Source organism: Ensifer sesbaniae (genome assembly GCF_013283665.1).
Lineage (GTDB): Bacteria > Pseudomonadota > Alphaproteobacteria > Rhizobiales > Rhizobiaceae > Ensifer > Ensifer sesbaniae.
Genome location: NZ_JABEKU010000001.1, coordinates 101,067 through 126,918 on the forward strand (window position 1 = coordinate 101,067; position 25,852 = coordinate 126,918).

Annotated in this window: 21 protein-coding genes and 3 pseudogenes; 10 read left to right on the forward strand and 14 right to left on the reverse strand. The window is 59.6% G+C overall.

The annotated features are described in order from the left end of the window. Window positions 1-67: 67 nt before the first annotated feature. The 3 genes and pseudogenes from BHMPCIPO_RS00445 to BHMPCIPO_RS00460 form a co-directional block, all read right to left on the reverse strand. Entirely contained in the window at window positions 68-2,689 is a 2,622-nt protein-coding gene (locus BHMPCIPO_RS00445; RefSeq protein WP_246304350.1) for a cation-translocating P-type ATPase, read from the reverse strand. Between the two features lie 576 nt (window positions 2,690-3,265). Continuing rightward, window positions 3,266-3,706, reverse strand: a pseudogene (locus BHMPCIPO_RS00455) (BON domain-containing protein); the annotation flags it as partial. A 6-nt stretch (window positions 3,707-3,712) separates the two neighbouring features. Continuing rightward, window positions 3,713-4,240: an Hsp20/alpha crystallin family protein gene (locus tag BHMPCIPO_RS00460; protein ID WP_173514945.1), complete on the reverse strand. Its 528-nt coding sequence runs from the start codon at window positions 4,238-4,240 to the stop codon at window positions 3,713-3,715. Window positions 4,241-4,544: 304 nt separating this feature from the next. On the opposite strand from BHMPCIPO_RS00460, the gene BHMPCIPO_RS00465 reads away from it, so the two are divergent. After that, window positions 4,545-4,784: a hypothetical protein gene (locus BHMPCIPO_RS00465; protein ID WP_173514946.1), complete on the forward strand. Its 240-nt coding sequence runs from the start codon at window positions 4,545-4,547 to the stop codon at window positions 4,782-4,784. Here BHMPCIPO_RS00465 and BHMPCIPO_RS00470 read toward each other — a convergent pair. Next, window positions 4,769-5,716 (reverse strand): glucokinase, encoded by a 948-nt coding sequence (locus BHMPCIPO_RS00470; RefSeq protein WP_247961064.1) that lies wholly within the window; start codon window positions 5,714-5,716, stop codon window positions 4,769-4,771. The genes BHMPCIPO_RS00465 and BHMPCIPO_RS00470 overlap by 16 nt on opposite strands. Before the next feature lie 151 nt (window positions 5,717-5,867). Between BHMPCIPO_RS00470 and ppsA the strand changes: the two genes are divergently transcribed. After that, window positions 5,868-8,252, forward strand: coding sequence for a phosphoenolpyruvate synthase (gene ppsA / locus BHMPCIPO_RS00475; RefSeq protein ID WP_173514948.1), 2,385 nt, complete (start codon window positions 5,868-5,870; stop codon window positions 8,250-8,252). A gap of 12 nt (window positions 8,253-8,264) precedes the next feature. Here ppsA and BHMPCIPO_RS00480 read toward each other — a convergent pair whose 3' ends face one another. The 4 genes and pseudogenes from BHMPCIPO_RS00480 to BHMPCIPO_RS32720 all read right to left on the reverse strand — a co-directional run. Beyond that, entirely contained in the window at window positions 8,265-8,495 is a 231-nt protein-coding gene (locus tag BHMPCIPO_RS00480; RefSeq protein WP_246304220.1) for an ATPase inhibitor subunit zeta, read from the reverse strand. A gap of 468 nt (window positions 8,496-8,963) precedes the next feature. After that, window positions 8,964-9,224 carry a hypothetical protein gene (locus tag BHMPCIPO_RS32710; RefSeq protein WP_312032934.1) on the reverse strand — a complete coding sequence of 87 codons (261 nt, stop codon included), beginning with the start codon at window positions 9,222-9,224 and terminating at the stop codon, window positions 8,964-8,966. Next, window positions 9,221-9,583, reverse strand: a complete 363-nt coding sequence (locus BHMPCIPO_RS32715; protein ID WP_247961063.1) for a ribose-phosphate diphosphokinase — start codon at window positions 9,581-9,583, stop codon at window positions 9,221-9,223. The genes BHMPCIPO_RS32710 and BHMPCIPO_RS32715 overlap by 4 nt, the downstream gene beginning before the upstream one ends. Window positions 9,584-9,598: 15 nt before the next feature. After that, window positions 9,599-9,903, reverse strand: a pseudogene (locus BHMPCIPO_RS32720) (ribose-phosphate pyrophosphokinase-like domain-containing protein); the annotation flags it as partial. 617 nt (window positions 9,904-10,520) lie between these two features. Here BHMPCIPO_RS32720 and BHMPCIPO_RS00490 point away from each other — a divergent pair. The 5 genes from BHMPCIPO_RS00490 to BHMPCIPO_RS00510 are packed head-to-tail and all read left to right on the forward strand — an operon-like array spanning window position 10,521 to window position 14,755. Further along, window positions 10,521-11,201, forward strand: a complete 681-nt coding sequence (locus tag BHMPCIPO_RS00490) for a CBS domain-containing protein (RefSeq protein ID WP_173514949.1) — start codon at window positions 10,521-10,523, stop codon at window positions 11,199-11,201. Between the two features lie 21 nt (window positions 11,202-11,222). Further along, on the forward strand, window positions 11,223-12,188 hold the full coding sequence (locus BHMPCIPO_RS00495) for a 1-phosphofructokinase family hexose kinase (RefSeq protein WP_173514950.1): 966 nt from the start codon (window positions 11,223-11,225) through the stop codon (window positions 12,186-12,188). Continuing rightward, window positions 12,181-13,170, forward strand: a complete 990-nt coding sequence (locus BHMPCIPO_RS00500) for an ABC transporter substrate-binding protein (RefSeq protein WP_173514951.1) — start codon at window positions 12,181-12,183, stop codon at window positions 13,168-13,170. Before BHMPCIPO_RS00495 ends, BHMPCIPO_RS00500 begins: the two co-directional genes overlap by 8 nt. After that, window positions 13,170-13,991, forward strand: coding sequence for an ABC transporter ATP-binding protein (locus BHMPCIPO_RS00505; RefSeq protein ID WP_173514952.1), 822 nt, complete (start codon window positions 13,170-13,172; stop codon window positions 13,989-13,991). Before BHMPCIPO_RS00500 ends, BHMPCIPO_RS00505 begins: the two co-directional genes overlap by 1 nt. Next, window positions 13,988-14,755, forward strand: coding sequence for an ABC transporter permease (locus BHMPCIPO_RS00510; RefSeq protein WP_173514953.1), 768 nt, complete (start codon window positions 13,988-13,990; stop codon window positions 14,753-14,755). Before BHMPCIPO_RS00505 ends, BHMPCIPO_RS00510 begins: the two co-directional genes overlap by 4 nt. A 242-nt stretch (window positions 14,756-14,997) precedes the next feature. Here the strand turns inward: BHMPCIPO_RS00510 and BHMPCIPO_RS33765 are convergent. Further along, a pseudogene (locus tag BHMPCIPO_RS33765) lies at window positions 14,998-15,499 on the reverse strand (BON domain-containing protein); the annotation flags it as partial. A gap of 463 nt (window positions 15,500-15,962) precedes the next feature. Here BHMPCIPO_RS33765 and BHMPCIPO_RS00520 point away from each other — a divergent pair. Next, a complete protein-coding gene (locus tag BHMPCIPO_RS00520; protein ID WP_246304226.1) occupies window positions 15,963-17,795 on the forward strand; it encodes an ABC transporter ATP-binding protein/permease in 1,833 nt (610 codons plus the stop codon). 382 nt (window positions 17,796-18,177) lie between these two features. Here BHMPCIPO_RS00520 and BHMPCIPO_RS00525 read toward each other — a convergent pair whose 3' ends face one another. Together BHMPCIPO_RS00525 and BHMPCIPO_RS33985 are read right to left on the reverse strand one after the other, a co-directional pair. Beyond that, entirely contained in the window at window positions 18,178-18,402 is a 225-nt protein-coding gene (locus BHMPCIPO_RS00525; RefSeq protein WP_246304227.1) for an inositol monophosphatase family protein, read from the reverse strand. A gap of 44 nt (window positions 18,403-18,446) precedes the next feature. Then, window positions 18,447-18,959, reverse strand: a complete 513-nt coding sequence (locus BHMPCIPO_RS33985) for a hypothetical protein (protein WP_432704735.1) — start codon at window positions 18,957-18,959, stop codon at window positions 18,447-18,449. A 575-nt stretch (window positions 18,960-19,534) separates the two neighbouring features. On the opposite strand from BHMPCIPO_RS33985, the gene BHMPCIPO_RS00535 reads away from it, so the two are divergent. Beyond that, window positions 19,535-20,260: a pentapeptide repeat-containing protein gene (locus BHMPCIPO_RS00535; RefSeq protein WP_376741645.1), complete on the forward strand. Its 726-nt coding sequence runs from the start codon at window positions 19,535-19,537 to the stop codon at window positions 20,258-20,260. A 600-nt stretch (window positions 20,261-20,860) separates the two neighbouring features. Here the strand turns inward: BHMPCIPO_RS00535 and BHMPCIPO_RS00540 are convergent. Then, entirely contained in the window at window positions 20,861-21,517 is a 657-nt protein-coding gene (locus BHMPCIPO_RS00540) for a BON domain-containing protein (protein ID WP_173514955.1), read from the reverse strand. Between the two features lie 140 nt (window positions 21,518-21,657). On the opposite strand from BHMPCIPO_RS00540, the gene BHMPCIPO_RS00545 reads away from it, so the two are divergent. After that, window positions 21,658-22,110, forward strand: a complete 453-nt coding sequence (locus BHMPCIPO_RS00545; RefSeq protein WP_173514956.1) for a pyridoxamine 5'-phosphate oxidase family protein — start codon at window positions 21,658-21,660, stop codon at window positions 22,108-22,110. A gap of 56 nt (window positions 22,111-22,166) precedes the next feature. On the opposite strand, the gene BHMPCIPO_RS00550 is transcribed toward BHMPCIPO_RS00545, so the two are convergent. Beyond that, window positions 22,167-23,000: a universal stress protein gene (locus BHMPCIPO_RS00550; protein ID WP_173514957.1), complete on the reverse strand. Its 834-nt coding sequence runs from the start codon at window positions 22,998-23,000 to the stop codon at window positions 22,167-22,169. A gap of 87 nt (window positions 23,001-23,087) precedes the next feature. Continuing rightward, window positions 23,088-25,772 carry a bifunctional acetate--CoA ligase family protein/GNAT family N-acetyltransferase gene (locus BHMPCIPO_RS00555; protein ID WP_173514958.1) on the reverse strand — a complete coding sequence of 895 codons (2,685 nt, stop codon included), beginning with the start codon at window positions 25,770-25,772 and terminating at the stop codon, window positions 23,088-23,090. Between the last annotated feature and the right edge of the window lie 80 nt (window positions 25,773-25,852).

A 25,852-nucleotide genomic window follows, 5' to 3' on the forward strand; every position in this document is an offset into this window, starting at 1 on the left:
CCGCTGTTGGCATCTCTCGCTGCGGTATCGCTTCTCGCCGCAGGAATTGGAAGCGTGGTCCATTTCCTCATTGTCCCCTAGTCGAGCGGCGAACTCGCCACTTGTCGACCTCCATGACCAGGAGGACAGATGAAGCGGCAACCAGCAGGACTGCCCATTCGGTCAACGATATCGGCGACACTTGCAGCGTATCGTTGAGGAGGGGAGTGTACATCGCGGCAATGTGGAGCGTCTGTGCCGCAACGACTGAGGCAAGCAGAAGAGGATTGGCAAGGACGCCGAGCGCGAAAATGGATCTGCGCTCAGACCGGCTCGCGAGGGTCTGGAAGTTTTCGAAAAGCACGAACAGCAACAGCAACAGATTGCGGGCTTCGCTTTCACTATAGCCCTGCTCGAGCAGAAGGTAGAACATCGCGAAACCTCCGGCTCCCATGACGAGCGTGGATTGCCATATACGCCGGATCATCAGCCGATCGAAGATCGGCTCGCTCGGCTTGCGGGGCGCGCGGCTTAGCTCGTCGCCCTCCGGCCCCTCGCTAGCCAGCGTGATGTCTTGGACGCCATTGGTCACGAGATTGAGCCAGAGCAACTGCACGGGGAGAAGGGGCATCGGCATGCCGAGAGGGATTGCCAGCAGGAAGAGCAGCAGCTCCGCGGCCCCTGTCGACATCAGCATGAAGATAACCTTGCGGATGTTCGCATAGGCGACCCGGCCCTCCCGGATGCCGCTGACGATCGACGCGAAGTTGTCATCGGTGATGACGATGTCGGCGCTCTCCTTGGCCACCTCTGTACCCTTGCGCCCCATGGCCACGCCGATATGCGCGTGCTTCAGCGCAGGCGCATCGTTGACGCCGTCGCCCGTGACGGCGACAAAGTGCCCGTTGCGAGCAAGCGACAGGATGATTTCCAGTTTTTGCGACGGCGCCACACGCGCATAGATGCGGCCATGGCGCGTCAGGTGGTCGAGACTCTCCTGTCCGTTTTCCTCGGCCACGCGCACGTCTTCGCCGGTGACCACCTGATCTTCGGTGAAGATCAGCCCGGCATGGGAGGCAATTGCTCCTGCGGTTTTAGGATCGTCACCGGTGACCATCGCCACGTCGACGCCTGCTGAGTGGCAATCGCGAATTGCTTGCGGCACCTCCGGCCGCACTGGATCCTGCATTCCGGCGAGGCCCAGAAAGACCAGATCGACGAGGAGGTGCCGCCCGAAGCCTCCATCCGCCTCGATCGCCGTCTCGCCCTCTGCAAAGGCAAGGACTCGCAAGCCGCGCGCGGCCATCTCTTCCTTTTGCCGGAGGAGGACGTCCCGATCGATCGGCTCGGCGCGACCGGCCATGTCCATCCGATCGGCCATGTCGATCAGGGTCTCTGCGGCGCCTTTAACGAAGATGCGGATGCTGTCGCCGTGGCGGTGAAACGAGGCAGCATATTTGAGGTCCGGCTCATAGGGGATGCGGGCAATGAGAGGATAGTCATCCTCGATTGCTTCACGTGGCAGCCCCGCCTTGTACGCCGCTGCCAGCAATGCAATGTCGACCGTATCGCCAACGGCGGTCCAGCTGCTGTCTTCCCTGGTAAGCGATCCTTCGTTGGGCAGCGAAGCGGCCTTTAACAGGGCAATGGCCCGTTCTCGCGCCTCCGCGGGAGGAGTGCCGTCGCCCCGAATCGTGCAGGCGTCCAGATCAGTGCCGGTATCGCAGATGATATCAGTGCCGTCCGGCAGGCGGATATCCGTCACGGTCAACTCATTGAGCGTCAGGGTGCCGGTCTTGTCGGTGGCGATCATCGTGCAGGAGCCAAGCGCTTCCACGGCGGGCATTCGGCGCACGATGACGTGTGCTTTCGCCATGCGGCGCATGCTGATTGCCAGGGCGACCGATATCGCGATCGGTAGGCCTTCGGGGATCGCGCTCACCGCAAGGCCAACGGACATCATGAAGAGCTGGCTCGGCGTCATCGCCCGGGCTATTCCGACGAGGACGAGAAGAGCCACGGCAGCCGCGACGATCCATGCGATCAGTTGCGAAAAGCGGTCCAAGCGGATCATCAAGGGAGGCTTGGCAAGGGATTCCTTGCCGATCGCGGCCGCGATTTTTCCGATCTCGGTGGCCGCCCCGGTTGCGGCGACGATGCCGCGTCCGCGGCCACGCGTAACGAGCGTTCCCGCGAAGGCCATGGGACGGCTGTGGACTTCGGATGTAGCCTCAACGGCCAACATGGTCTTATGGACTGGAGCCGACTCTCCCGTCAGTAAGGATTCGTCGCAGACAAGGTCGGTTGCGGCGGTGAGTCCAATGTCGGCCGGCACGCGTCCGCCCGCCTCGAGTAGGACTAGATCACCCGGCACGAGCAGCCGGGCGTCGATCTCCTGAGATTGCCCGTCGCGGACGGCGTTCGACTTTGGCTGTTCCAGTTTCCGCAGTGCGAGCGCCGCCTTGCCGGCCGAGTGCTCCTGCATGCAGCCGATAACGCCGTTCGCGACGAGGACAATGCCGATGAAAAGAGCGTCCCGCACATCGCCGAGCGTGAGCGACACAAGGGTCGCGGCCAGCAGGATGTAGATGAGCGGACTGCGAAACTGGCGCAGGAACGTTGCGAGCAGGGACGACGCCTGCGGTTCGGGAAGGGTATTCGGCCCAAATTGCATGAGCCGAATATCCGCCTCCTCCTGGCTCAGCCCCATGGGGAAACCGTCAGCGACTCCAGCATCTGTGTGGGGGCATGCGGTGCCGGAGGTTGCTGAGTTCATGTGGTGTGCCTCAGGTTCCTCAACTAGCAACTGATTTGTCATTGCCTCCGGCACCCCCGGATCCGTGCCGCCGCCCGGCTAAACGACCGTTTGCGCGGCCAGATTCTCGGCGAACAACTTCTCTTTTCCATGAAAGCGCTTTGCCGCCTTGACTGCAATGCTCGAGCCGATGTCGGCCATGCGCCCTACCTCCCTTGAGTAGTCGAGGAGGCCAGTTTGTCAGAACTCTCTTCAGGAATTTCACAGTTTCGATTTGATACCGAAGCACTGCCTTGAACGCTTCGGTCTGAAGACGCTCCAGCGAAAAAAAGGGCATTCGGACCATCGATTGAGGTCGGTGTCCACATCGAATTGGGCCAAAATGGATGCATCAGTGGGTAAGTGTTCGTTCCGTACATGGATACAGCTCCTTACATAGACACATAGACGGTACTCGGCTGGTGGCTTGCGATCGGATAACGGCTCGTCATTCAATTGGCTCAATCACCCGCATCGACGTCCGCGAGCGATTCAGGGACTCAGGCGCACTCGAGCATCCTCGATGCTCAAGAAGTCTTCGACGGCTGTCACGCCTCGAGCCGACCAGGCCGCTCGCTCGGCCACGGCTCGCTCGCGCCGGCTTTGAACCTTCCCATGCAAGGTGACGTGACTGCCGGATACTTCTACCTGGATGTTTTCGGCTTCTATCTCAGCATTGCGTTTGAGCGCTTCCCGGATGCCATGCCTGATGTCGAGCACGTTCATCATGGGACGAATCCTCTGGCGGTTGTCGATACCCGTGATGCCAGCCAAGCGACGCACCAAGCTCTCGGCCGCATTACGCTGGGAATAAAAATCGACTGTCCCCTCCAGGCTCACGTAGCCTTTTTCGACCTTGAACTGGATGTCCCTGAGGTCGGCAATTGCGGCTCCCCAGGTGAGAATTTTTATCACGCGGCTAGCGATCTCGTCGAAATGCTAGGCTGGTTTGATCTGGATTTTGCGCTCGCTCTGCTGCGCTTCGGGGGTCTTTGGCAGGGTCACGGAAAGAACGCCCTTCGAATAATTGGCGGCGATGTTGTCGGCATCAATGCCGTCAGGCAATCGGAAGGCCCTCTGGAATGAGCCGTAGCGACCCTCTGAAAGGACGTAGTCCTTGTTCTTCTCTTCTTTCCGCTCCTGCTTCTCACCCCGGATCGTCAAGGTTCCGTTGGAGACCGCTACCTCTATCTCCTTTTCCTCCATCCCTGGCAGTTCGCAGGTAATTTCGTAACTCTTCTCTGTTTCCGCTACGTCGACGGCGGGCGCGATCTTGAACTCCGACTGCCGCGGCATCCGACGCATGAATGCGGACGCAAAGGGGCGATGCCACAGCGTCGTAGCGGAGTCGTCGAACAGGCGGTCGATTTCGGATCGGAGGCTTTCGAACGGGAGCCACGACTCGCCGCGATGCTCGACTGCTTTCTCTTCCGACTTGACGGGCAATTTGGTTACAGGTTCGGCCATGGCTGGTTCTCCTTCAGAGCAGAGTTGCAGGCTCATCGGGCCGCTCGTTGGAAGCACGACCGCAAAACCACCCTGGCTGAGCCTGTTGCGTTTCTCGCCCGGTGTTCCAGCCAGTTGTGTTCATTAGAGCCCTATGTGGCACCAGGCTCATTGATGCGCGTCAAAGACGCCAAGCAGTAGTACCGAAAACCCGCCCGCCATTCCCTTTTTGACGGAGAACAAGGCGCGCTCCCTGGATGTGTGATGTACTTCAACGCGGCAGCCGTCGTTGGTGGGTGACGGTCAAGGTCAGCGGAATTCGACAATGACCAGGCACAACCTATTTCACGCTATCCAGACAGCCATCATTAGTAGGCTGCTTCTCATCATCATCGTGCTCATGATTGCCTCGCTGGTCACCGTCCTGCCCATCAAAGGCTGCGCGAATGCAGGCAGGCAAACGGGACTGGAAACGACAGAAATCTCGGCAGTCCATCCGGCTCACTCAAGCAAACCCGGCGCTGCCTCGATGATGGAGGCGCTCGCGCGTCAGCGCATATCTTGAGTAAGTGCCTTTGCTGCTCCGCGCAGTACGGCGTCTTCGCTTCTGATCAGGAAAACGGGTATTTGCGACAGCCAGTCCGATCGTCGTCCTTTCGCCTCGAATGCGAGACGGAAGGCACCGTTGTGGAGGAGTTTCTCCATCTTCCGCAGTATCGGGCCCCACAGATAGACTCCGCCTCGGGCTTCATAAAGGAGGGCTATATCGCCTGCAAATCTGCCAAGCCAGGTGGCGAAATAGTTTATCGCCGTTGTCGCGCAGCGATCGTCCCCCTGCAAGCCGGCGCTGACAATGTCAGCGGCCTGAAGGAAGCGCGCTGGCTGTCCCGAACTCTCAAGCAGGATCTGGTAAAGCTGTGCTAGTCCCCGACCCGACAACAGATGCTCAACGGAAACATGGCCCGCGTCGCTGCGAACGCGCTCCAAGATGTCAAGTTCCTCGTGCGTTCGGGGTGCAAAGGACATGCTTCCGGCGCGAGTGTGGAACTGGCTGCAAGAGCCATTGATTTGAGTGAGTACCCCTACGCCGACTGCGTCGCCAATGCTTGCGACAGCCTTCGCCGCGTCGCGACGGCCCTCTGCCCCTCCGAATTGGACGACGTCATGCGGGGCGAGATCGGGCAAGACGAGCGAAAGCGCGTCGATCGAATCGATGATTTGAACGTGGTGCCATTCACCGGCATGTCCCTCGGCGAGCCTGCGTTCCAAATCACTGACGGGCAACAATTCGCTGTTTGCGATTGTGATCCCCAAGGCAGGTGGACAGATTGGTAGAGAGCGCCGGTAAGCGGCCAGCGCCTCGACCACGGATCCAAATACGTTCTTTCCGAACTGCACATAATCTTCGATCGTCAGCCTGTCAGTGTGGACGACGGCGAAGCGCATGTGGGTCTCGCCAATGTCAGCCACAACAGCTTCATGTGTGAATTTGTTCACCTCGGCCTCCAACATATTCTGCTGAGAGTATGCAGCAGGCTAGCCCTTCGCACTTTGATGGACGTCAAGGTCACCGATGTCGTGAAGGCATAGGGTATCGCGGTTTCGATGCGGAGGCCTCCAGCGGGCAGTCTCAACACGGGAGGTGAAAATGGTCGCTTCAATCATCTGGTTCGAGGATGTCACGCGGCGCGATATCGCCAGTGTCGGAGGTAAGAATGCGTCACTCGGCGAGATGATCTCCGGACTTTCCGCGCATGGCATCAAGGTACCGGGCGGTTTTGCGACGACAGCGCAAGCCTATTGGAACTTTATCGACGCCAATGACTTGCGCGCACCGATTACTGCGTTGCTTGAGAAATGGGAGGCCGGTGGAGCCACGCTCGCTGAGACGGGTGCCGCAATACGCGAGAGCATTCTCCGGGGTAGCTGGCCCACCGAGATCGAAGCGGAAATAACTGCCGCCTATCGTGCGCTGTCGCGTAGGCTCGACATCGAAGCGGCCTCGGTTGCCGTTCGCTCCAGCGCAACCGCCGAGGATCTCCCGACAGCGAGCTTTGCCGGGCAGCAGGAAAGCTTTCTCAATGTCGTCGGTGAGCGGGCACTGATGACCGCCAGTCGCCGTTGCTATGCCTCGCTCTTTACCGATCGAGCCATAAGCTACCGCAAGGTAAATGGCTTCGATCACATGAAGGTGGCCTTGTCCGTCGGCGTCCAGGAAATGGTCCGTTCCGACCTCGGCAGCGCAGGCGTCATGTTCTCGATCGAGACCGAGACTGGCTTTGATAAGGTTGTTCTGATCAATGCAGCCTGGGGTCTCGGAGAGTATGTCGTCAAAGGAACCGTCGATCCCGACGAATACCGCGTCTTCAAACCGTTGCTTAGCGACACTGCCCTTGTGCCCATTATTCAGAAGAGATGCGGCACGAAGACCAGGAAGCTCACCTATGGCAACAGTTTCGAGCCGACCCGGGGTGTCTCCACTTCCCGAGAAGAACAGACCACGCTTGTCCTCACCGATGAGGAGGTTCTGCAACTCGCCCGCTGGGCAATAGCGATCGAGGAGCACTACGGCTGCCCCATGGATATCGAATGGGCCAAAGACGGCCGTGACGGCCAACTCCACATCGTGCAGGCTCGGCCCGAAACCGTCCAGGCGAAAGCAGCCTCCGATCAACTTCCAACCTATCGGATTGGCAAGAAGGGGCGCCTCCTGGCAAAGGGCCTTGCGATAGGCAATGCCATCGCGGTGGGTTCTGTGTGCCTCATCGAGCATCCCGACGACATCGGCAAGTTCAGCGACGGCGCTATTCTGGTGACCAAAACCACCGACCCGGATTGGGTGCCGCTCATGAAGCGCGCCTCGGCAATCGTCACCGACCATGGGGGACGCACTTCCCATGCAGCAATCGTCAGTCGCGAGCTTGGCCTTCCTGCAATCATCGGCGCAGAGAGCGCGACGAAGCTTTTGCACACGGGGGCGATCGTCACCGTGTCCTGCGCCGAGGGCGACGAGGGCCGCGTTTACGAAGGGGCCGCCGAATTCAAGGAGGAGACGATCAGCCTCACTGACATTCCGGAAACGCGGACGAAGGTCATGTTGAACCTTGCCGATCCGCAATCCGCTTCTCGTTGGTGGAGGCTGCCGACCGGCGGTATCGGGCTTGCACGTATGGAATTTGTGGTCAGCAACGCGATACAGATCCATCCCATGGCCCTCGTGCACTTCGACCGGCTGCGCGATCAATCGGCAAAGCAGAAGATCGCTGCGCTGACATCGGGCTATGCGGAACGGACCGACTATTTCGTCGAGGAGCTTTCGCGCGGCCTCGCGCGTCTTGCTGCAGTTGCCTATCCCAAGCCGATCATCGTGCGCATGAGCGATTTCAAAACGAACGAATATGCGGGGCTATGCGGCGGCGCCGAGTTTGAGCCGCAAGAAGAGAACCCGATGATCGGTTTTCGCGGCGCATCGCGCTACTATTCGCCGAAATATCGCGATGGCTTTGCGCTTGAGTGCCGGGCGATCAAGCGGCTGCGCGAGCTGATGGGCTTTGGAAACGTCGTCGTGATGATTCCCTTTTGCCGGTCGGTCAAGGAAGCCGAGAAGGTCCTTCAGGTCATGGCCGAAAACGGTCTTCAGCGCGGCGTCAACGGACTGCAGCTCTATGTCATGTGCGAGATACCGTCGAACGTCATTCTCGCAGCCGATTTCGCGCGGCTTTTCGATGGCTTCTCGATCGGCTCGAATGACCTCACCCAACTGACGCTCGGTGTAGACAGGGATTCGGAGGATCTCGCTTCCTTGTTCGACGAGCAGGACGAAGCCGTGAAATGGATGATCTCCAGGGTCATCACGGACGCTCGGCGGGCGGGCGCCAAGATCGGCCTTTGCGGCCAGGCACCAAGCGATCATCCCGACTTTGCAGCATTTCTTGTCGAACGCGGTATCGACTCGATTTCGGTCACGCCCGACAGTTTTGTCGCGGTGAAGCGGACCGTGGCAGCGGCAGAAAGGGGTGGAGGAGCGATATAGGAGGCGGGCACGCTACAGCCTCCCCGTTTTGCTTTCGGCGTCCAGTTGTTTGGCGGCGACATCAAACAACAGCGCCCGCATCTTTTCCCGAAGCTGTTCAGTGGTCGCAGGAATTCCGGCGCTCTCGAAGTCCCGAAGGATCTTGCGCAGGACATCGTCGTCGCCGGCTTCGATCCGGCTGACTTCAGCGATCTCCTCCGCGTGAGCGGCCGCGTCAGCTCGATCTAAGAACGTGCCGCCCATCCGGCAAGCAGGCGGTCGCGCCGTTCGCGAACTCTCAAGGACCGCTCGAAATCGAGGATGTGCTTTTCTTCGAGGAAGGATCGTCGAGGGTCACGGCGACCTGCGGCCGGAGCACGTCTGCCTGGTCACGCCGCCGCAGATCAGCGATTGTCTCGAATTCAACCGCGCGATGCGTATCATCGATCCGTACGACGAAATCGGTTACCTCGCGCTCGAATGCGAGGTGCTGGGGGCCGATTGAATAAGGCCTCTGCTCCTATCTGCACTGGAAAGGGAGCTCGGCGATCGTCCCGACGATCGCGTGCTTGCGCTATATGGCGGCTTTCGCGCCTTGCTGCGGGCAAGGCTCTGCCTGGCTCATCTCCTGGAGAATCCGGTTCGGGAACCAATAAAATGGCGTCCTTTGGCACTTTCCTATCTGACACAAGCCCAGCGGCGTCTGTCAGTCATCGTCGCCTAGAAGCTCCGTTATGGAGCCGCCGGTGGTGAGCCGGCGAATGGCCTCGGCGACAAGCGGCGCACTCGGGACGACCTCGACGCACGATCGCAAGCGATGTTCAGGCAACCGGTATGGCGCGTTACGATCGTCCCGTCGACCGCAGGATGGGCGAGAATTGCTCCGGCGCCCTTGCTGAAAACGCCGTGCGTCGCCATCGCATAGATCGCCTTGGCGCCGCGCTGCCGGCAGGCTTCCGCTGCTCTCAGCATGGAGCCGCCGGTGCTGATCATGTCGTCGACAAGACCGTCGCGTCTTTAATCTCTCCCGCAAAGAGCTCACCCGAAACAACGCCACGGCTGCGGCGCTTTTCCATGAAGCCGAATCCTGCAGGCTCGCCAGTTAGGCGCTCATAGGCCTCCTTCAGAAGCTGGGCTCGCTTGATGCCGCCGCCGTCCGGGGAGAAAATCGTTACCGGCCCGTCTCCGGCTTTTCGGGCAATCACGTCGGCGAATAGCCGCTTTGCACTCAGATGAATGGTCCGGCAACGGAAGGCGTTCTGGAAGGCGGCAATGTTATGCACGTCAAGTGTCATCACCTGATTGGTGCCTGCTGCTTCGAAGAGCTGCTGCGCCACGTAGCGCGTGGTCACCGGGTCCCGCGCCTTCGTCTGCCGGTCCTTGCGCGCATAGGCGAGGTAAGGAACGACAGCCGTCACGCATGAAGCGTATCCTTCCCGACAGCAGCGATGAAAAACAGCAATTTGCAAAGCTTGTCGTTGACAGACTCCCGAGCACTTCCATGCAGTTGCTGCAGGACGTAGACATTCTCGCCACGCACGCTGACAAGCGGTCTGGCCTCGTGCTCACCGTCCTCGAAATCGCGTTCCTCGTGTTCGTCGATCGGCACACCGAGAGCGAAGCAAGCTTTCCGCCAAAAAAACCGTGATGCTTTCAGTGCAAAGTTGCGCATGGGAGCATCCTAAAGGGCAACTGCACTCGTTCCTTGATGCTGATCGACGGGCCGCACGTGCCCCCTCGCGGCACTTTGTAGGGAAGTGAGTTGTTCAGCCTTGGAGGTGGCGATCGACGATTGCTCGTGCCTTTGTAAGCGCTTCCTCCTGAGTATCTGCCAAGACGTGGTCAGGGTCAGTTGGGGGGGAGCGCGGGCCGGGTATTATGTGCACTCGCCATGCCGAAGCATAGTGACTGGCCTCCAAACCGTAGCCGCGATAGTCGATATGGTGACTCGCGATGAACTGTGACATGTGAAACCCCATCTGCCTCCATTCGTCAAATGTCGTATTACCTGGATTAGCCTGCATTGACGCAAATCAAAGATGTGGGTGGGGTCCAGCTGTGCGTTGCGGCCCTCACGATCGTGCCAGCAGAGTGTTACGGGTCTTCGCACAGAGCACACTGGACGCGGACCAGACTGAGGTGAGCGCGAACTGACGCAAGAAAGCCGAACGGTTCTAGCGGCGCGGGGAGTATGGCAGCCTTGCCGCTCCCCTTATTGACCGACGTCAATCTACGCGGTCGACAAGTAAGCTATGTTTTAGGCGCCATAATTTTCATGGGGAGCCTCAGATGAAAGCCGCGGACATCATGGCCCGGAAGGTCATCGCCATAAGTCCCGAACATAGCATAAAGCATGCCGCGTGCGTAATGCTGGAAAACCACGTCAGCGGCCTGCCAGTCCTTGACGACAATGGGAGTCTTGTCGGTATTCTGACCGAGGGAGATCTGTTGCGGCGCGCAGAATTGGGATCAGCCGCGTGGCGGGGTACGGGCAGCACGCACGAAGAGGCGCCGGAGATTTTCATCAAGGGAAACAGCTGGCGTGTTGGTGATGTCATGACGCCAGGTGTCGTGACGGTGGGTGAAGACACTCCGGTTGACCGTATTGCTGCAACTATGAAGACGCACGACATCAAACGTGTCCCTGTTGTACGCGCCGGCCAGATGGTGGGCATCGTCAGCCGCGGCGATATTTTGCGGGTGATCGCTGCGGCCGTGCCTGACATAACGGCTACGGGCGACGAGGCCACGCGACGCGCTGTCCTGGCGAGGCTTTGTTCCGACGTCGGGCTCGACAAGGCGGCTATCGACGTGACAATCGAGGATGGCACAGTTTCCCTATGGGGGGAGGTCGCCAGTGAGGTCCAGCGCGAGGCGGCTCGCGTTGCCGCAGAAGGCGTGAGCGGCGTTGGGCGCGTCAAGAACAAGCTGCGTGTCGGAGCGGGCGCGACCTTATCAGAACGATCTTGAAGCACCCTGGTGGAGTGAACCATGCCTATCCTTGCAGTGGCTCTCAACCCTACGATCGACGTATGGAGTCAGGCTGAGCGGGTACGACCGACCGTCAAGACCCGTACGCACAGCGAGCGGCAACGACCGGGCGGCGGCGGCGTCAATGTCGCACGCGTCATCGCCGAGCTCGGCGGCGAGCCGGAGCTCCTCGTCCTTGAGGGCGGAGCGACTGGAGCCATGCTTAGAGAGGCCCTTGCGACATCAGCCATTCGAACCCACGCCGTACAGATAGCAGGGCTGACGCGAATTTCCTTTATGGTTCGGGAAGAGGAAACGGGGCTCGAATATCGCTTCGTTCCCGAAGGGCCGGAAGTCGCGCCGGGCGACATCGCGAAGGCCCTTGCGATCGTTGAAAGCTTCAGGGGCGACTTCGTCGTTGCCAGCGGAAGTCTGCCGCGCAACGCTCCCGAAGACATCTATGCTGAAATTGGACGCATAGCCGCGAAAACCGGCGCCAGGTTCATTCTCGACTGCCCGGGGGCGACATTGCGCAGCACTTTGGGCAGGGCACCGGTTTTCCTCGTCAAACCGAGCATTGAAGAGTTGGAAACACTGGCCGGCCGGCGTCTGGACGAGAATGGGGTCGCGCAAGCCGCATCGGCTTTGGTGAAGGAAACTGCAGCAGAGTTCGTTGCAGTCACTATGGGCCGCGAGGGTGCCCTCTTGGCTGGAGCCTTCGGCGTTTTACGCGTCCCGTCTAAGCACGTCGTCGCCAAGTCCACCGTAGGTGCCGGCGACAGCTTCATCGGCGCTCTCACATGGTTGCTGGCGGAAGGCAGGCCAATTGATGAGGCGTTCCAGTTTGGTGTCGCCGCGGGAGCAGCCGCCGTCATCGCATCCGGAACCGAGCTGTGCCGGCGCGAGGACGTCTTTGAGATTTATAAGGGGACCGAACCGCCTCCACGCGTGCCGTCGACCTCCATAGAAAGCTCGGTCCATGAATGAATTCCTGTCCAGAGCGCGGCGGCTGTTTGTGACGACGATTGCGGTGGGATTCTGTGCGTTTGGAACGACTGGCGTTCGGGCGCAAGATCTCAAGATTCGGATTGGCCATTTCCCGAACGTGACACATGCGCAGGCGCTGGTTGCCAGAAACTTCGAACGGCAGGGCCGGAATTGGTACGCCGATCGGCTCGGTCCGAAGATCAAGGTCGAATGGTACGCCTATAATGCCGGTCCGAGTGCCATGGAAGCGATCTTCGCTGAGAGCATTGACCTTACCTATGTCGGACCGAATCCGGCCATTAATGCCTATGCCCGTTCGGGAGGACGAGAGATTCGCATCGTCGCCGGCTCCGTCAACGGTGGTTCTGCGCTCGTCGTGCAGCCGTATGAAAGCCTCGCGGCCGCCGCGGATTTCCGCGGTAAGCGGATCGCAACTCCCCAATTCGGAAATACTCAGGACGTCGCAGCACGCGCCTGGCTCTCAGCAGGAGGCTTGCGGATAACGCAGGCAGGCGGAGACGCCCAGGTTGTTCCGACTGCCAATCCGGAGCAGCTGTCACTCTTCAAAACCGGACAGCTCGATGCCGTCTGGACTGTCGAACCCTGGGTTTCGCGGCTCGAAATGGAGGCGGGTGGAAAGATCCTCGTCGAAGAAAAGGAAGCGGTCACCACAGTGCTCGTTGCGCGTGCAGCCTTTCTTTCGGAACACCGCGATCTCGTTCGACGCTTTGTTGACGGCCATCGCGACCTTAGTGATTGGATCAAGCGTCACCCGTCCGACGCGCAGCGGATGATCCTGGACGAACTCAAGGCGTCGTTTCGGGTCAGCATGTCGCCGGAGCTCATTGCGCGGGCATGGGCGCGCATGGCGGTTACCAGCGAGATTTCACCCTCCGCATTGCAGACCGTCGTCACCAAGGCTCAGCAGGTCGGCTTCCTGCGGGAGATGCCGGAGCTTTCGAGACTGATCGAGGTGCCCTGATGCTTGATCAAGTCACCAACCAGTCGACATCGACTCCGGTTGCCACGGCAACGAGCAAGCTCGTCGTCGAGCAAGTTTCGAAATGGTTTCGCACACCACATGCGACCGTGCACGCGCTCGACAATGTTTCGATGCAGGTTGCGGCAGGCGAAGTTGTCTGTGTCGTTGGCCCGAGCGGCTGCGGGAAGTCGACCCTCCTCGACATCATAGCGGGGTTGACCAAGCCCGATGCCGGTCATGTGCTTGCCGACGGTCAACCGGTGACCGGCCCGGGTCGGCAGAGCCTGGTCGTGTTCCAGGAGCCGTCGCTATTTCCCTGGCTCAACGTTTTCGGCAACGTCATGTTCGGCCTGAGGCTTTGCCCCGAACTCAGCAACGGCGAGCGGCGCGAGATCGCGCACCGATATCTCGCCTTGGTCGGCCTCGAAAAATTCGAACGGGCGCATGTCCATGAACTTTCGGGTGGGATGAAGCAGCGGGTAGCCTTGGCGCGCGCGCTGGCCCCTGATCCGCAGGTGCTGCTGATGGACGAACCCTTCGGCGCACTCGATGCGATGACCCGCGAGCACCTCTACGACGACATCCAGCGAATCTGGAGCGCCAGCCGTAAGACGATCGTGTTCGTCACGCACAATATGCGCGAGGCGGCTTGCCTGGGAGATCGCGTGCTACTGATGTCAAAGGCGCCGGGGCGGATCGTCCAGCACTTCGAGATTCCGCTGCCGCGCCCGCGAAGCATCTATGATGCGGAACTCATCGGCCACGCCGGACGCGTTGCTGATGCGCTTCGCGGCACAATCGGAGGCGGGGTGACGGAATGAAGCGTTTCGCAATCGTGTCGGGTTTCCTCGTGATGCTGCTGGTCGGCTGGGAGTTGGCCTCTGAGAGCGGGCGCTGGTCGCCGGTGCTCTTTCCCTCTGTCTTAAGTGTCGCTAGATATCTTTGGGGCGCCATGATGGATGGCACGCTTTTTGAAGCGATCCGAGTTACCATGCAGCGGCTTCTCGTAGGCTATGCGATCGGCGTTGCGGTCGGGCTGCCTCTGGGCGTCCTCACGAGTTCTTCGCAGCTCCTGGAAGACACGATCGGCTCTCTCGCGCTTGGCCTGCAGACACTACCGAGCGTCTGTTGGGTGCCCTTCGCCGTGCTTTGGTTCGGGCAAACCGAGGGTGCGATGCTCTTCGTTGTCGTGATGGGGACCGTATGGTCGGTGATCATCGCTACCAACCATGGCGTCCGCACGATCCCGCCGATCTATGCGCGTGCGGCACGCACCATGGGGTCGCGAGGAATCCATCTCTGGACGATGGTGATGTTGCCGGCTTCCCTGCCGTTCCTGGTGAGCGGCATGAAGCAGGGTTGGGCATTCGCCTGGCGATCCCTGATGGCGGCGGAGATTTTCGTCACGATTCTGACAGGTTTCGGCCTCGGCCAATTGCTCCATTACGGCCGCGAATTGAACGCGATGGACCAGGTGATCGGCGCCATGGTGGTGATCGTGCTGATAGGCCTCCTGGCGGATCGAATTCTCTTTGCGCCCTGGGAACGCTTCCTCCATCGCCGCTGGGGCACGAACGTCAGGTGAAGGGGTTCGGAACGCGAACTCATATCTTATCGCGATCGCGTCTTTTGGAGCCGCGGAGAAACCGTCTCCCCTAGCATAGCTCTCCTCGATGATCTGCAGTTTGCGTTCCGTTGTCCAGCGTCGCCTCCGGACGTCACCGATCATCAGGTCAACCTGTCGAAACTCGTTAGACATAAGCCTATCCTCAAGTCTGTGCTTGAGCCTTCCTGCTAATGCTGAGTGTCCGATTGAAAGTGGGGGCAGTTCACGGCCTTGATCTCAGCATTGCGTTTGAACGCCTCTTCTATGCCGCGCCTGATCTCAGAAACATCCACGCGAGGGGGGCGGAGTTTGAGCTGGTTGACTATGCCCGTCACCCCGGAGAGCTCCCTCACCGCCTTCTCTGCCGCCGAGCGCTGGAAATGACGGTCGACCATGCCGGTCAAAGTCACCAGGCCTCTCCGCACCTTGACCTGGATATCGTTCGGCTCTGTGATGGATGCTCGCTCAGGATGCGGCTCGCGATCTCGTCGTCGGCAGTCTTCTAGTGTCCCGGCAGCCGTACCTCGATATCGTCCGCAATGGCGCGTACACCCCTTATCCTTTGGACTGGACCGCGGCTTGTTTTTCCGAATAGCTGAGCACATGATCCGTTAAGGTCACGATGCCATCCTCGGCAATGACACCGATATTCGCGGCATCTGGGCTCGGCTCGTATTCAAGTTCGTCCAGAATGTCCTGACGTAGACGGATGTCGTCGTTCATCGTCTCCCCGATCTTCCGGCCTCGGTCATTGAGGGATATCAAGGCGGCGAATGGTGTCCTCGGCCGAGAGACCGCGAAGCGGCCGCAGGCCCCTCCGGCAGTGTGGGGCTTTTGCACTCAGCTTCCACATCCGCGGTTTCTTGCCAGCACTCGGCACGCATCAACTGGATTCCAAGCTGAAAGCGCGCGACCGTTCCATGCACGTTGGCCACCTGGCGGTGACAGTAGTGGAAGATCTTGTCAGGCAAGGAAGGCCAATTCATCCAATTTACTATCGCTTCCGATTGAGCCGCATCAATTTCTGCGTCAACCCGCGTGATACACAATACAGTCGTTTGAAAAATAGTGGCTCATGATGGATAGACCATGAGCTCGGGAGGACGCGTTGCTTTGGTCGAGCCACAATTTGGACGAGCAGCCGCATTCAACCTCTGTCTCCTCAATGCGCAGCTTTTGGGGACTGATGTTTGCCTATTGGCGTTCCGAGCGGCGGCAGGAGGCTTGGGGGCTGGCGGCGATCATTGTCGTGCTGACCGCCCTGTCGGCGATGGCCAGCGTCTGGTTCGCCGAAGCGTCAGGCGAACTTGTGAGCGCGATCGCCTTTCTTCACCATCCCGAAAACCCGACGACGCTCAAGACCATTCTGGAGAGCGCGGCGAGCCTGGCAACGATCGTCGTCGTCAGGGAAGTCGGTTTCACAGCTTTCCGCCATTTCTTCTCTACGACCCTGCATCGCAACTGGCGCGCGTGGCTAGATCGACGATTCAACGAGGCGCTGCTCGATAGCAACCACACGCATTTTCACCTGCAGCAGGGCGCGGCGGAGGCCGTCCCTACGAAGATTGCCGTACCGGACAACATCGATCAGCGCATCCAGGAATCCATCAAAGGAATGACCGGCGGCGCCATCGGCCTCGCCATGGGTGTCGCCGGCGTGGCCTTGTCGCTGTTGTTTGTCGGCGGCAAGATCATCGAGACCTCGACGGAGGTCAGCGGATTGGAGTTCCTCGGCAGTTACGGCAGCGCCTGTCTGACCGTTGCTGCCGTTATCGCCTACGTTCCCATCAGCACTCTGCTAGCGGCGAAGCTTGGAGAGATCCAGCAAAGGCTGGACGTCAGCATGCAATCGGCGGAGGGCAGCTACCGCCGCGAACTGGCGACGCTTCTCCATCGGAGCTTCCACGTCGCTGCCGCCAAAGGGGAGGAGGCGCAAAAAAGTCTCCACCGGCGCCGCTATGTCGACGTCAACCGCACCTGGGCGAACCTCAACATCTTAACCGCGATCTATATGGGCTTCGAGCTTGTCTACAACTTCTTCGGCTCGCGCATTGTCGCCTACGCGCCCGGACTGCTCCCGTACGTCGAAAACAGGATCAGCTTACAGGCCTACGTTACCGGCGCCGAGCTGGCCAACGCAATCATCAACGATTGCTCGTGGTTCATACACGTCATGCCGGACATAGCGAGACTCAAGGCAAACGCAACCCGCATCACCGACCTTGCAAAAGCAATCGAAGATGCACAGCAGCCGCGCGAGTTCCATGCTCGCACCGGCCACTCCGAGTTGCATTACGAAGAGCAGGACGCACAGTTCGGCTTGACGATCCAGCATCTTGAACTCATGCATCCCGGCGATGATCAACCTTTCGTCACCGCAGGAGATCTTCACTTCAAGTCCGGCGAATGGACTCTTCTCGTTGGTGAATCGGGCAGTGGCAAGTCGTCCTTGCTCAAAGCCATCAACGGCCTCTGGCCGCATGGGCGCGGCACGATCGTGATGCCGCGGAACGTGCGAACACTCTATGCCGCGCAGGAAATTCACCTGCCGCAATTATCGTTGAAGGCACTGATGTGCTTACCCGATGCTGCTGAAGCTCATTCGGAGGCGCAAGCCGCAGCGGCGCTAAATGCGGCCGGCCTTGCGAGTTTCGTCAGCGACCTCGCCGAGGAGGGGCGCGACCATCAGAGTTGGGATCAGCTTCTTTCTGGCGGTCAGAAGCAAAGACTCGTCCTGGCACGCATCCTTCTGTTGCGGCCTGGGTTCCTATTTATGGATGAGCCGACCAGCGCCCTCGACTGCGAGGCGACGGTCGCGTTTCACCAGGCCATCCGAGATCATTGTCGCGGCGCCACGGTGATCACCGTAATGCACGACGCCACACCTCCGAAATCCGCAAGCGGCGAAGAGTTCTACGACAGCGTGCTCACTATTGCAGACGGCGGTGTTACAAAAACTCCTTTGGCAGATCTGCCAACTCGGCCCGTCGGTCCCGCGCGGGTGAAGCCGCGCCCATGAAGTCATTGCAAGTATTGCTAACGCATTTGACAGAGTGATCCTGCTGCCAACTCGCACGGTAAGAACAGGAATTTGCCACCGACTTGAGGTCTCCCGCGGCATCTTGTGAGTGGTAGCCCGACAATCGAACTGGGTTACGAGGCCGACGCACCAACCCCGTTCCAAGATCCCGCGTCGGGCGGGTGATGTCCCGACAAGATCTCGACCGGAACGAGATTGAGTAGTTCTGCATCACCCACATTGCATAGGATAATGGCCTTGGCTCCGTCGCACACGAGAACCCTCCTGTTGTGCGCAACTCTTGCAGTTGACATGATGTCTACCTCGCTTTCACCCTCGGCCGGTTTCCGCTACGGGCACCGGTTCGAGAACGGCCACTGGCTCACCGACCATGATTTTCCTTACGCAGCGAAGGATCGCTTCCAACAAGATCGCCGGGCATCGATGGACGGCCAGTGCCTTTTTCTGCAAGAGATCGCGTCCGTGCGGCAACAAAGCCCTGATTTATAAGATTGTCCGAATAGACGAGCAGAGAACCGTCCCGGCGAAGCACCACTCCACCGGTAGCTTCGATCAAAGCCTGACCAGCGGCACTGTCCCATATCATCGTTGGTGAAAGTTGGGGGTAAACATCGGCCTCACCGGCGGCGATTAAGGCAAATTTTGAGGGAAGAACCTAGCTGCTTGATAACACAGGATTGCCATTGAGAGATGGATCACGCTTCGACGTGCCATTACCCCAACTGCAGGCACGAGCATCATCATGACCATTCGTGCACGTTCAGCACGTGGAGCTACGAGACGGATCAGTCGCTTTCGCTCGACGCCTTTCTTCAGGTCGCCCGCAAGCTTCCCGCCAGTGTCTACCGGGCCAAGGGCGTGGTTCACAGCAGCGACGACCCCCACCATCGTGCGGTGCTGCAGGTTGTCGGCAAGCGCACCGATATCGCAATTCAAGGTGAATGGAGCGCGAGGTCGCCGCGGACCCGCATCGTCATTATCGGCGCACCGAGTTCGCTTGCTCCACACGAACTCCAGGCCCAATTCGACGCCTGTCGTGCCACCGGCGAATAGCATCAGGTCGTTCGGATAGACCAGGGAGGTTGCGTTGAGCGCATCAGGCAAAGACACCGACGACGCGGGAGAAAAACCAAGCGTCAGCATGGGTCGCCGCGACGCGCCGAAGGCTCTAGCGACCGCGACGGCTGTGACCACCATCGGCGCGGGACTGACGGCGGCATCCACAGCGGCGCAAGCGGCCGATCCCTCGCCGGCCCACGCGGATGACGCCAGTCCGCTCCCGGTACGTATTCCCACCAGTTATATGGAATGTTCAAATCGACCGGGTGCAGCGGTTTCATTAAAAACCGACGACGCGGGCGCAAGCATGTCCGGCAAGGCCCCGGATAGTCCGCGGGATTCGCCGGCAGTTCGGCCAGGCATCACGTGCCTTATGTCGTGGAAAAAGCGGTCATAATCCCAATTGGTGACAAGGCGACGGTCCACCCAGCAGCCGTCGACCGGGGAGGCGGTTCTGGCACGCATGACTGATCGGTTCCCATTGATGCGCGTCAATGTCTACGCGACCGAAGCTCGGTAACATAACCCGCTAAATTGGTGCTGGATTATGCTGGCGATTCAAGGGCGCCGGATGTGGCAAGAGTCATCGGATTGGGATCGTGATGCGACACAATGACTTTGAGATCGAGGCCGCGTCCACCCGTGGCGTCGGAATGACCATGGCGCGCATCTCCAGAACGCGCCAAGGCTTGACGCCAATGTCGCTCACATTGATGCTCGCACTGGGGATGCTGGCTCTTGTCTCTTGGGACTTTGCACAGGCCTCGCACTGCAAAAGCTGGCCGACGCCTGGTCTGAACTGGAGCGGCTGTAATAAGAGCCACCTCATGCTCGGGGGGGCCGATCTGGAGGGCGCAAACCTATCGGGCACTAACTTTAGCTTGACCGATCTTCGTGATGCTAACTTAAGCACAGCCAATCTTGAGAAGGCGAAGCTCGTGCGCGCTACGCTCGCCGGGGCCATCGCTAAATCAGCAAACTTTTCGCGCGTGGAGGGCCACCGTGCGAGCTTCGTTCGCTTTTCAGCTGAGCGCACCTCATTTACCAGCGCCGAATTGCAGCGCGCTGATTTCAGCCTCGCGCGGCTGATCGATGTCAACTTCGAGAAAGCAGAGCTTGGCCGAGCCAGGTTCACTGGCGCGAGACTGGAAAGCGTTCGATTTTCGCTCGCAAACTTGTCTCGGGTCGACTTCACCAGCACATCGTTCGCGGGATCGACCGCATTCGACCGTGCTATTCTCTTCCTGACGCGAATTGAGGGAATTGATTTGTCACGGGCAACCGGTTTGCGGCAGAACCAAATCGACATAGCTTGCGGCGACGCCTCCACGAAGCTGCCGCCCGGCCTTTCCGCGCCGGCGAACTGGCCTTGCATGTTCGACTGAAGCCGATTGGACGTATTTGGGTTCGACCGAGCCGGCATACGCGTGGACGTCGGTTTTAAAGGCATCGGCTGCCGCTTTGGTGCGTCGTGGTAGCAGCTACGATGCACCCACCCGCTCTGCCGAGAGCTGGTTAAGGATCCGGAAGCGATGGCCGCCGAGGACGCCTGTTCGCTTCGTCCCCACGTGAGCATAAAGGATCGTCTGTTATCTTCACATCGACTGAAAGCAGGGCCGCGACGGCCAAGCTTGGGTCAAATTGTACTCTTCGGCGAACCGACGGGTTCAGCGGCGACCAGGAAATCACTCGTGAACAAGGCACGGCCCACCGTGATCCGAATCCATCCGATCGTGTATTCGGCTTCGTGCTCCGGTTCTCGTCGACGACCGACATGAGATTACGGTGTTCTGCTTCCAGTTCAACCAGCTCTTGCTGTGACAACGCTGGCTTTCGGCTGCTCGAGTTTGCGCCACGCCAATGCCGCCTGCCGGCTTCCTCGTTTGTCAGCCCGGTATAGGCGCTATCTTCCTCCTTATTTCTAGCGAGGCTGTCGAGCAGTGTGTCGGTCATCATGGGTCCTCGTGGCGAAGCATGAAGGGTGCTTATTTGTCCGAAACTGTCAGATAGTCGGTGACCCCGCTCACCCCTTTTGCGGACCAGGCAGCCTGCTCGGCCGTGATACGCTCACGCGGGCTTTGGACTTTCCCGCGCAAGGTCACGTGGCTGCCAGAAACTTCGACCTCGATGTCCTCGGCCTCGATTTCTGCATTCCGGCGCAAGGCTTGCTTGATGCCGTGGCGGATGTCGACGACATCCATCCGGGGTCGGATCCTTAGCTGATTGTCTATTCCTGTGACGCCGGAAAGTTGCCGTACCGAATATTCAGCCGCGGAGCGTTGGAAATACCAATCAACGGAGCCGACGAGCGTAACAAACCCTTGCTCGACCTTGACCTGAATGTCGTTCGGTTCGGAAATAGCCGCACCCCAGTCGAGAATTTTTAAGACGCGGCTTGCGATTTCATCATCGGCGGCTTTTTTGTGCGCCGGCAACCGTACGGTGATTTCCGTTGCGATCGCGCGTACGCCCTTGACCCGTTGAGCGACCTGCTCGGCGGCGTGCTTTTCGGCAAAGCTATGGACATGACCGGTCAAAGTCACGATCCCTTTCTCAACCGTCACGCCGATGTTCGCGGCGTCGAGGCTGGGCTCGAACTCGAGTTCGTCGAGAATATCCTGTCTTAAATCGATGTCGCTCATGGCGGTCACCTCCAAAGGTCTCCTCGTGCAGTTTGCGCCAAAAGTATGCTTCATCGTCGGGCATCGGTCTTTGAGGGGCGTCAAAGCGCCGCGGCGCTTGAGGACTTAATTTCGAAGTGTTTGGTCCAAGGAGGTGGATCATGATCGTCAAGGAGCTCTCGCGTCACGACTGCAGCTGTGTCGTTCAGGAAGGCCATGTGGCACGCCTTGCCTGTTGCCTGGATGACAAGCCCTACGTTGTTCCGATCACATATGCCTACGCCGGAAATTGCCTCTACGCATTTTCCATGCCCGGTCAGAAGATCGACTGGATGCGCAAGAATCCCAACGTCTGCCTGCAGATAGATGCAGTCTCAGGAAGCGAGTGGAAAAGCGTCGTGATCTACGGGCGCTATCAGGAACTTGCCCCGACCGGGCAGTGGCACCGGGAGTACCTGCACGCCTGGTCACTTCTCGAAAAGAGAGCAAATTGGTGGGAACCCGGTGGGCTGAAGCCGGCTCCGCAAGAAATATCCGGCCATTACCCGCACCTTTTCTTCAGTATCGATGTGCTCGAAATGACCGGGCGGACGTCTATTCGTGCTGAGGCTTGAACCTAGAGAGGTGCGCCGCTCGAAAACGGCGCACCTCATCCTTTTGTTGCTGTGGCTCAATGTATCATTAGCACCGGCACGTTCGGGGCTTCGATCATGGCCTTGGTCACCCCTCCGAACATGCGTTCGCGAACGCGTGAATGGCCATAGGCGCCCATGACGATGAGATCGGCCGCGGTGTCGAGCGCATGCTGCAGGAGCACCTCATTGACCGGGCGCCCGGCACTAGGGAGCCTGTCCACGGTGACTTCAATGCCGTGCCTGGCGAGGTAGGTCGCAATATCTGCCCCCGGCTCTTCCCCGTTCTTTGCAGGCAACGCCTTGGGATCGACCAGCACAACGTTGACGCTGCCGGCACTCTTCATCATCTCAAGCGCCTCGCGTGCGGCTCTCGCGGCTTCGATGGTGGAATTCCATGCAAGCAGGATCTTTTTCGGTGCCAGCGTCACCGATTGTCGGTTGCCAGATAGAAGGACCGGCCGGGCTGAACGAAAGAGCGCACCCTCAATGGCGTGCGAGCGCAGCCGCGAACTCGCCTTAAGGCTTGTCCCGATCAACGTCACGTCAGCGTAACGTGCCCGTTCTCCAATCTCATCCTCCGCCCACGCTTCCTCAGGGTAGCCCCCATAGACATCAAAGGAGACGCCAAGCGCTTCCAGGGTTGCGCGGGAATTCATAACGGCGTCGCCGAGTTTCTCGGTATCGCCGGCGCGCATGTCCAGCCACGCGACCGACATCGCCGCGTAGTCACCGAGGGGTACAGGGGCGGCAAGCTTTACAAGAAAAACGGACAGGTGCGCGTTCCCGGCCACGCAAAGATCTGCCGCGGTTCTCAGATCGATGTCATAGTTTTCGGCATCGGCAACCAATAGGACGGTCTTATACGTCATTGCTCCATCTCCCGAATTAATGTTTGGGCTATCAGCCAATCTACGCACGGTCTCGCAAACGGCATTGATGGCAATCAAAGATCATCCTCAGGAGCTCAGCAGAAGCGTCGCAATTCTCAAGCGAGTATCGAAGGGATGATCGGCGATGGAGCAGCCGAACTCCCGGCACAGTTTCAGCATCTTGGTGTTTTCCGCCAGAACAATCCCCTCCATCCGCTTCAGGCCGTCGGCCGTCGCGTAGTCTTTTAACTGCGAAAACAGCGCCCAGCCGATTCCGAGCCCTTGCAAGTCGGTCCGCACCAGCAAGCCGTATTCGGCGCACTCGTGGTCGGGATCGGCGGAAAACCGAGCGATCCCTGCGAGCTCTCCAGTGCCGAAATCCAGCGCGACGAACGCCAGCTCACGCTCGTAGTCTATCTGCGTGAGCCTGATGAGCATCTGGTCCGAGATGCTCTTGCTCGCCGCCAGGAAGCGCATTCGAATGTCGTCGCTAGAGGTCCTCTCCAGGAAGGCAGGGTAGAGAGCGGCGTCCGTCGGCTTGATCGGGCGAATGCGGTAGGTTCTTCCTTTCAAGACGACGTTCTTCTGCCAGTCGCGCGGATAGGGGCGGATCGCGAGGGCTGGGTTGGGGGCTGGACATTCGACCGATTTGGGATCGAACCCGATCCTGGCATCGAGTGCAATAACGCCTTGCGCATCGGCAAGGAGCGGATTGATGTCCATCGAAACGATGCAGGGAAGGTCGATTATCATTTGTGAAATGGCGAGCAGTGCCCTTCGAATTGCCGACCGGTTTGCCGGCGGCTCGTCACGGAAGCCAGCGAGAAGCTTGCCTATGCGCGTGCGCTCGATCAGATCGCCTGCGAGATCCTCATCGAGGGGCGGTAACTCGATCGCGCTGTCGGCAAGGATCTCGACCGCGACCCCTCCAGATCCGAACAGGATGAAGGGACCGAACACGGGATCGCGGTCGATGCCGAGGATCAGCTCTCGACCATGTTCGCGTTTGATCATCGGCTGAACAGCGAACCCATCGATGACGGCTGCGGATCTTTTCGACTTCAGCTGTGCAGAAATGCGCTCTGCGGCCCGCCGCGCGTCCAAGGGCGAGGTGATGTCGAGAGCCACGCCCCCGACATCCGACTTATGGGTGATCGTGCTGGACACGAGCTTGACGGCGATCGCTGGTGCTTCGCGCAGCATGTCGGTCGCGACCGCCTCCACTTCGTCAAAGGACTTCGCAAGAATTGTCTGCGGTACGGGAATTCCATAGGCTGCGATGGCTGCTTTTGCTTCGAGCTCGGTCAACCATTGACGCTTTTCGGTAGCGACCTGGCGGAAGATCGCCTGAACCGCTTTCCGGTCGTAGGAGATACCTTCGACCGGGTTCTCCGGGACGCGCAACAACGTTTGGTGAGCTCTTGACCAATTGCGCAGACAAGAAGCCGCGAGCGCGGCGTCGGCGGGCGTATCGAAGCTTGCCAGTCCGGCCTCCTGCAGGACGCGGCGCCCGTCGCGGGCCGTGTGCCCTCCCAGCCAACACGTGAGGGTTGGTTTGGTCGAAATCACACCGGACTGGCTGAGCCCGGCAACAGCGCGGGCGGCATCGACAGGGGAAGCCAGACCCGTGGGGCAATTCATGATGATGAGGAGGTCTGTCTCTGGCGCCTGAGCAACCACCTCGACTGCCGCCCTGTAGCGCTCGGGGGATGCGTCGCCGATGATATCGATGGGGTTGGCACGTGACCAGGTCGCAGGCAGGAGCCGATCAAGAGCCTGGATTGTCTGATCGGAAAATTCGGCGAGTTCGCACCCGAGATCCATGAGCCGGTCGACAGCGAGTACGCCCGCTCCTCCGCCATTCGTAATAATCGAAACGCGGCTTCTGCCGAGCGGCGCAAAGCGTCCTATCGTTTCTGCTGCATCGAACAAGTCGCCCAGATCATAAATCCGCAAGATTCCCGCCCGCCTAAAGGCTGCGTCGGTAACTCGATCGCCTCCACATAGCGCACCTGTATGAGTTGCTGCCGCTTTAGCCGCCTCGGGATGTCGGCCGGATTTGATGGCAACAATTGGCTTTAGACGTGCCGCGGCGCGTGCGGCCGAAAGGAACTTGCGAGGATTGGGAATTGCTTCGAGATAAAGAACGATCGCCCGGGTTCCTGGATCGGTCGCGAGGAGGTCGATGAAGTCGCCGGCGTCCACATCGGTCATGTCACCCAGAGAGATGACTTTGGAGAAGCCGACATTGTTCTCGACGGCCCAGTCGATCAACGCTGTCGCGATCGCCCCTGATTGCGACAGCAACGCAATGTCGCCGGGCGAAGGAAGCAAGTGAGCGAAGCTCGCATTGAGCCGTGCAGGCGGAATGATCATGCCGACGGTGTTGGGACCAATAATGCGAAGGAGGAAGGGCTTTGCTGCATCCAGCATGGCCTGCTTGAGGCCACTGTCCTCGCCAAGCCCGGCGGTGATCACCACTGCTGTTCGGGTGCCGTGTAGCCCGAGCGCATGCACGAGCTCGGGCACCGTCCTTGGCGGCGTGACGATGATAGCGAGGTCGGGAACGCCGGGAATGTCCGCAACACGAGCAAAACAACGAAGTCCCGCGATCTTTTCATATTTGGGATTGACGGGCCAAATTTGACCCGGGAACCCGCCCTCCAGCACGTTGTTCATGACAACACGCCCCAGCGAGCCGGGCCGTTTCGAGGCTCCGATGATGACGAGCGATGAAGGGTTGATGGCATGGTGAAGGTTGCGAATCGTCATGGTGGCGATCTCCAATCTCCGCCTATCGGAGATACCCGGACTGTGTTTGGCATGCACTCGATGCACCGCAGTTCAGCGGG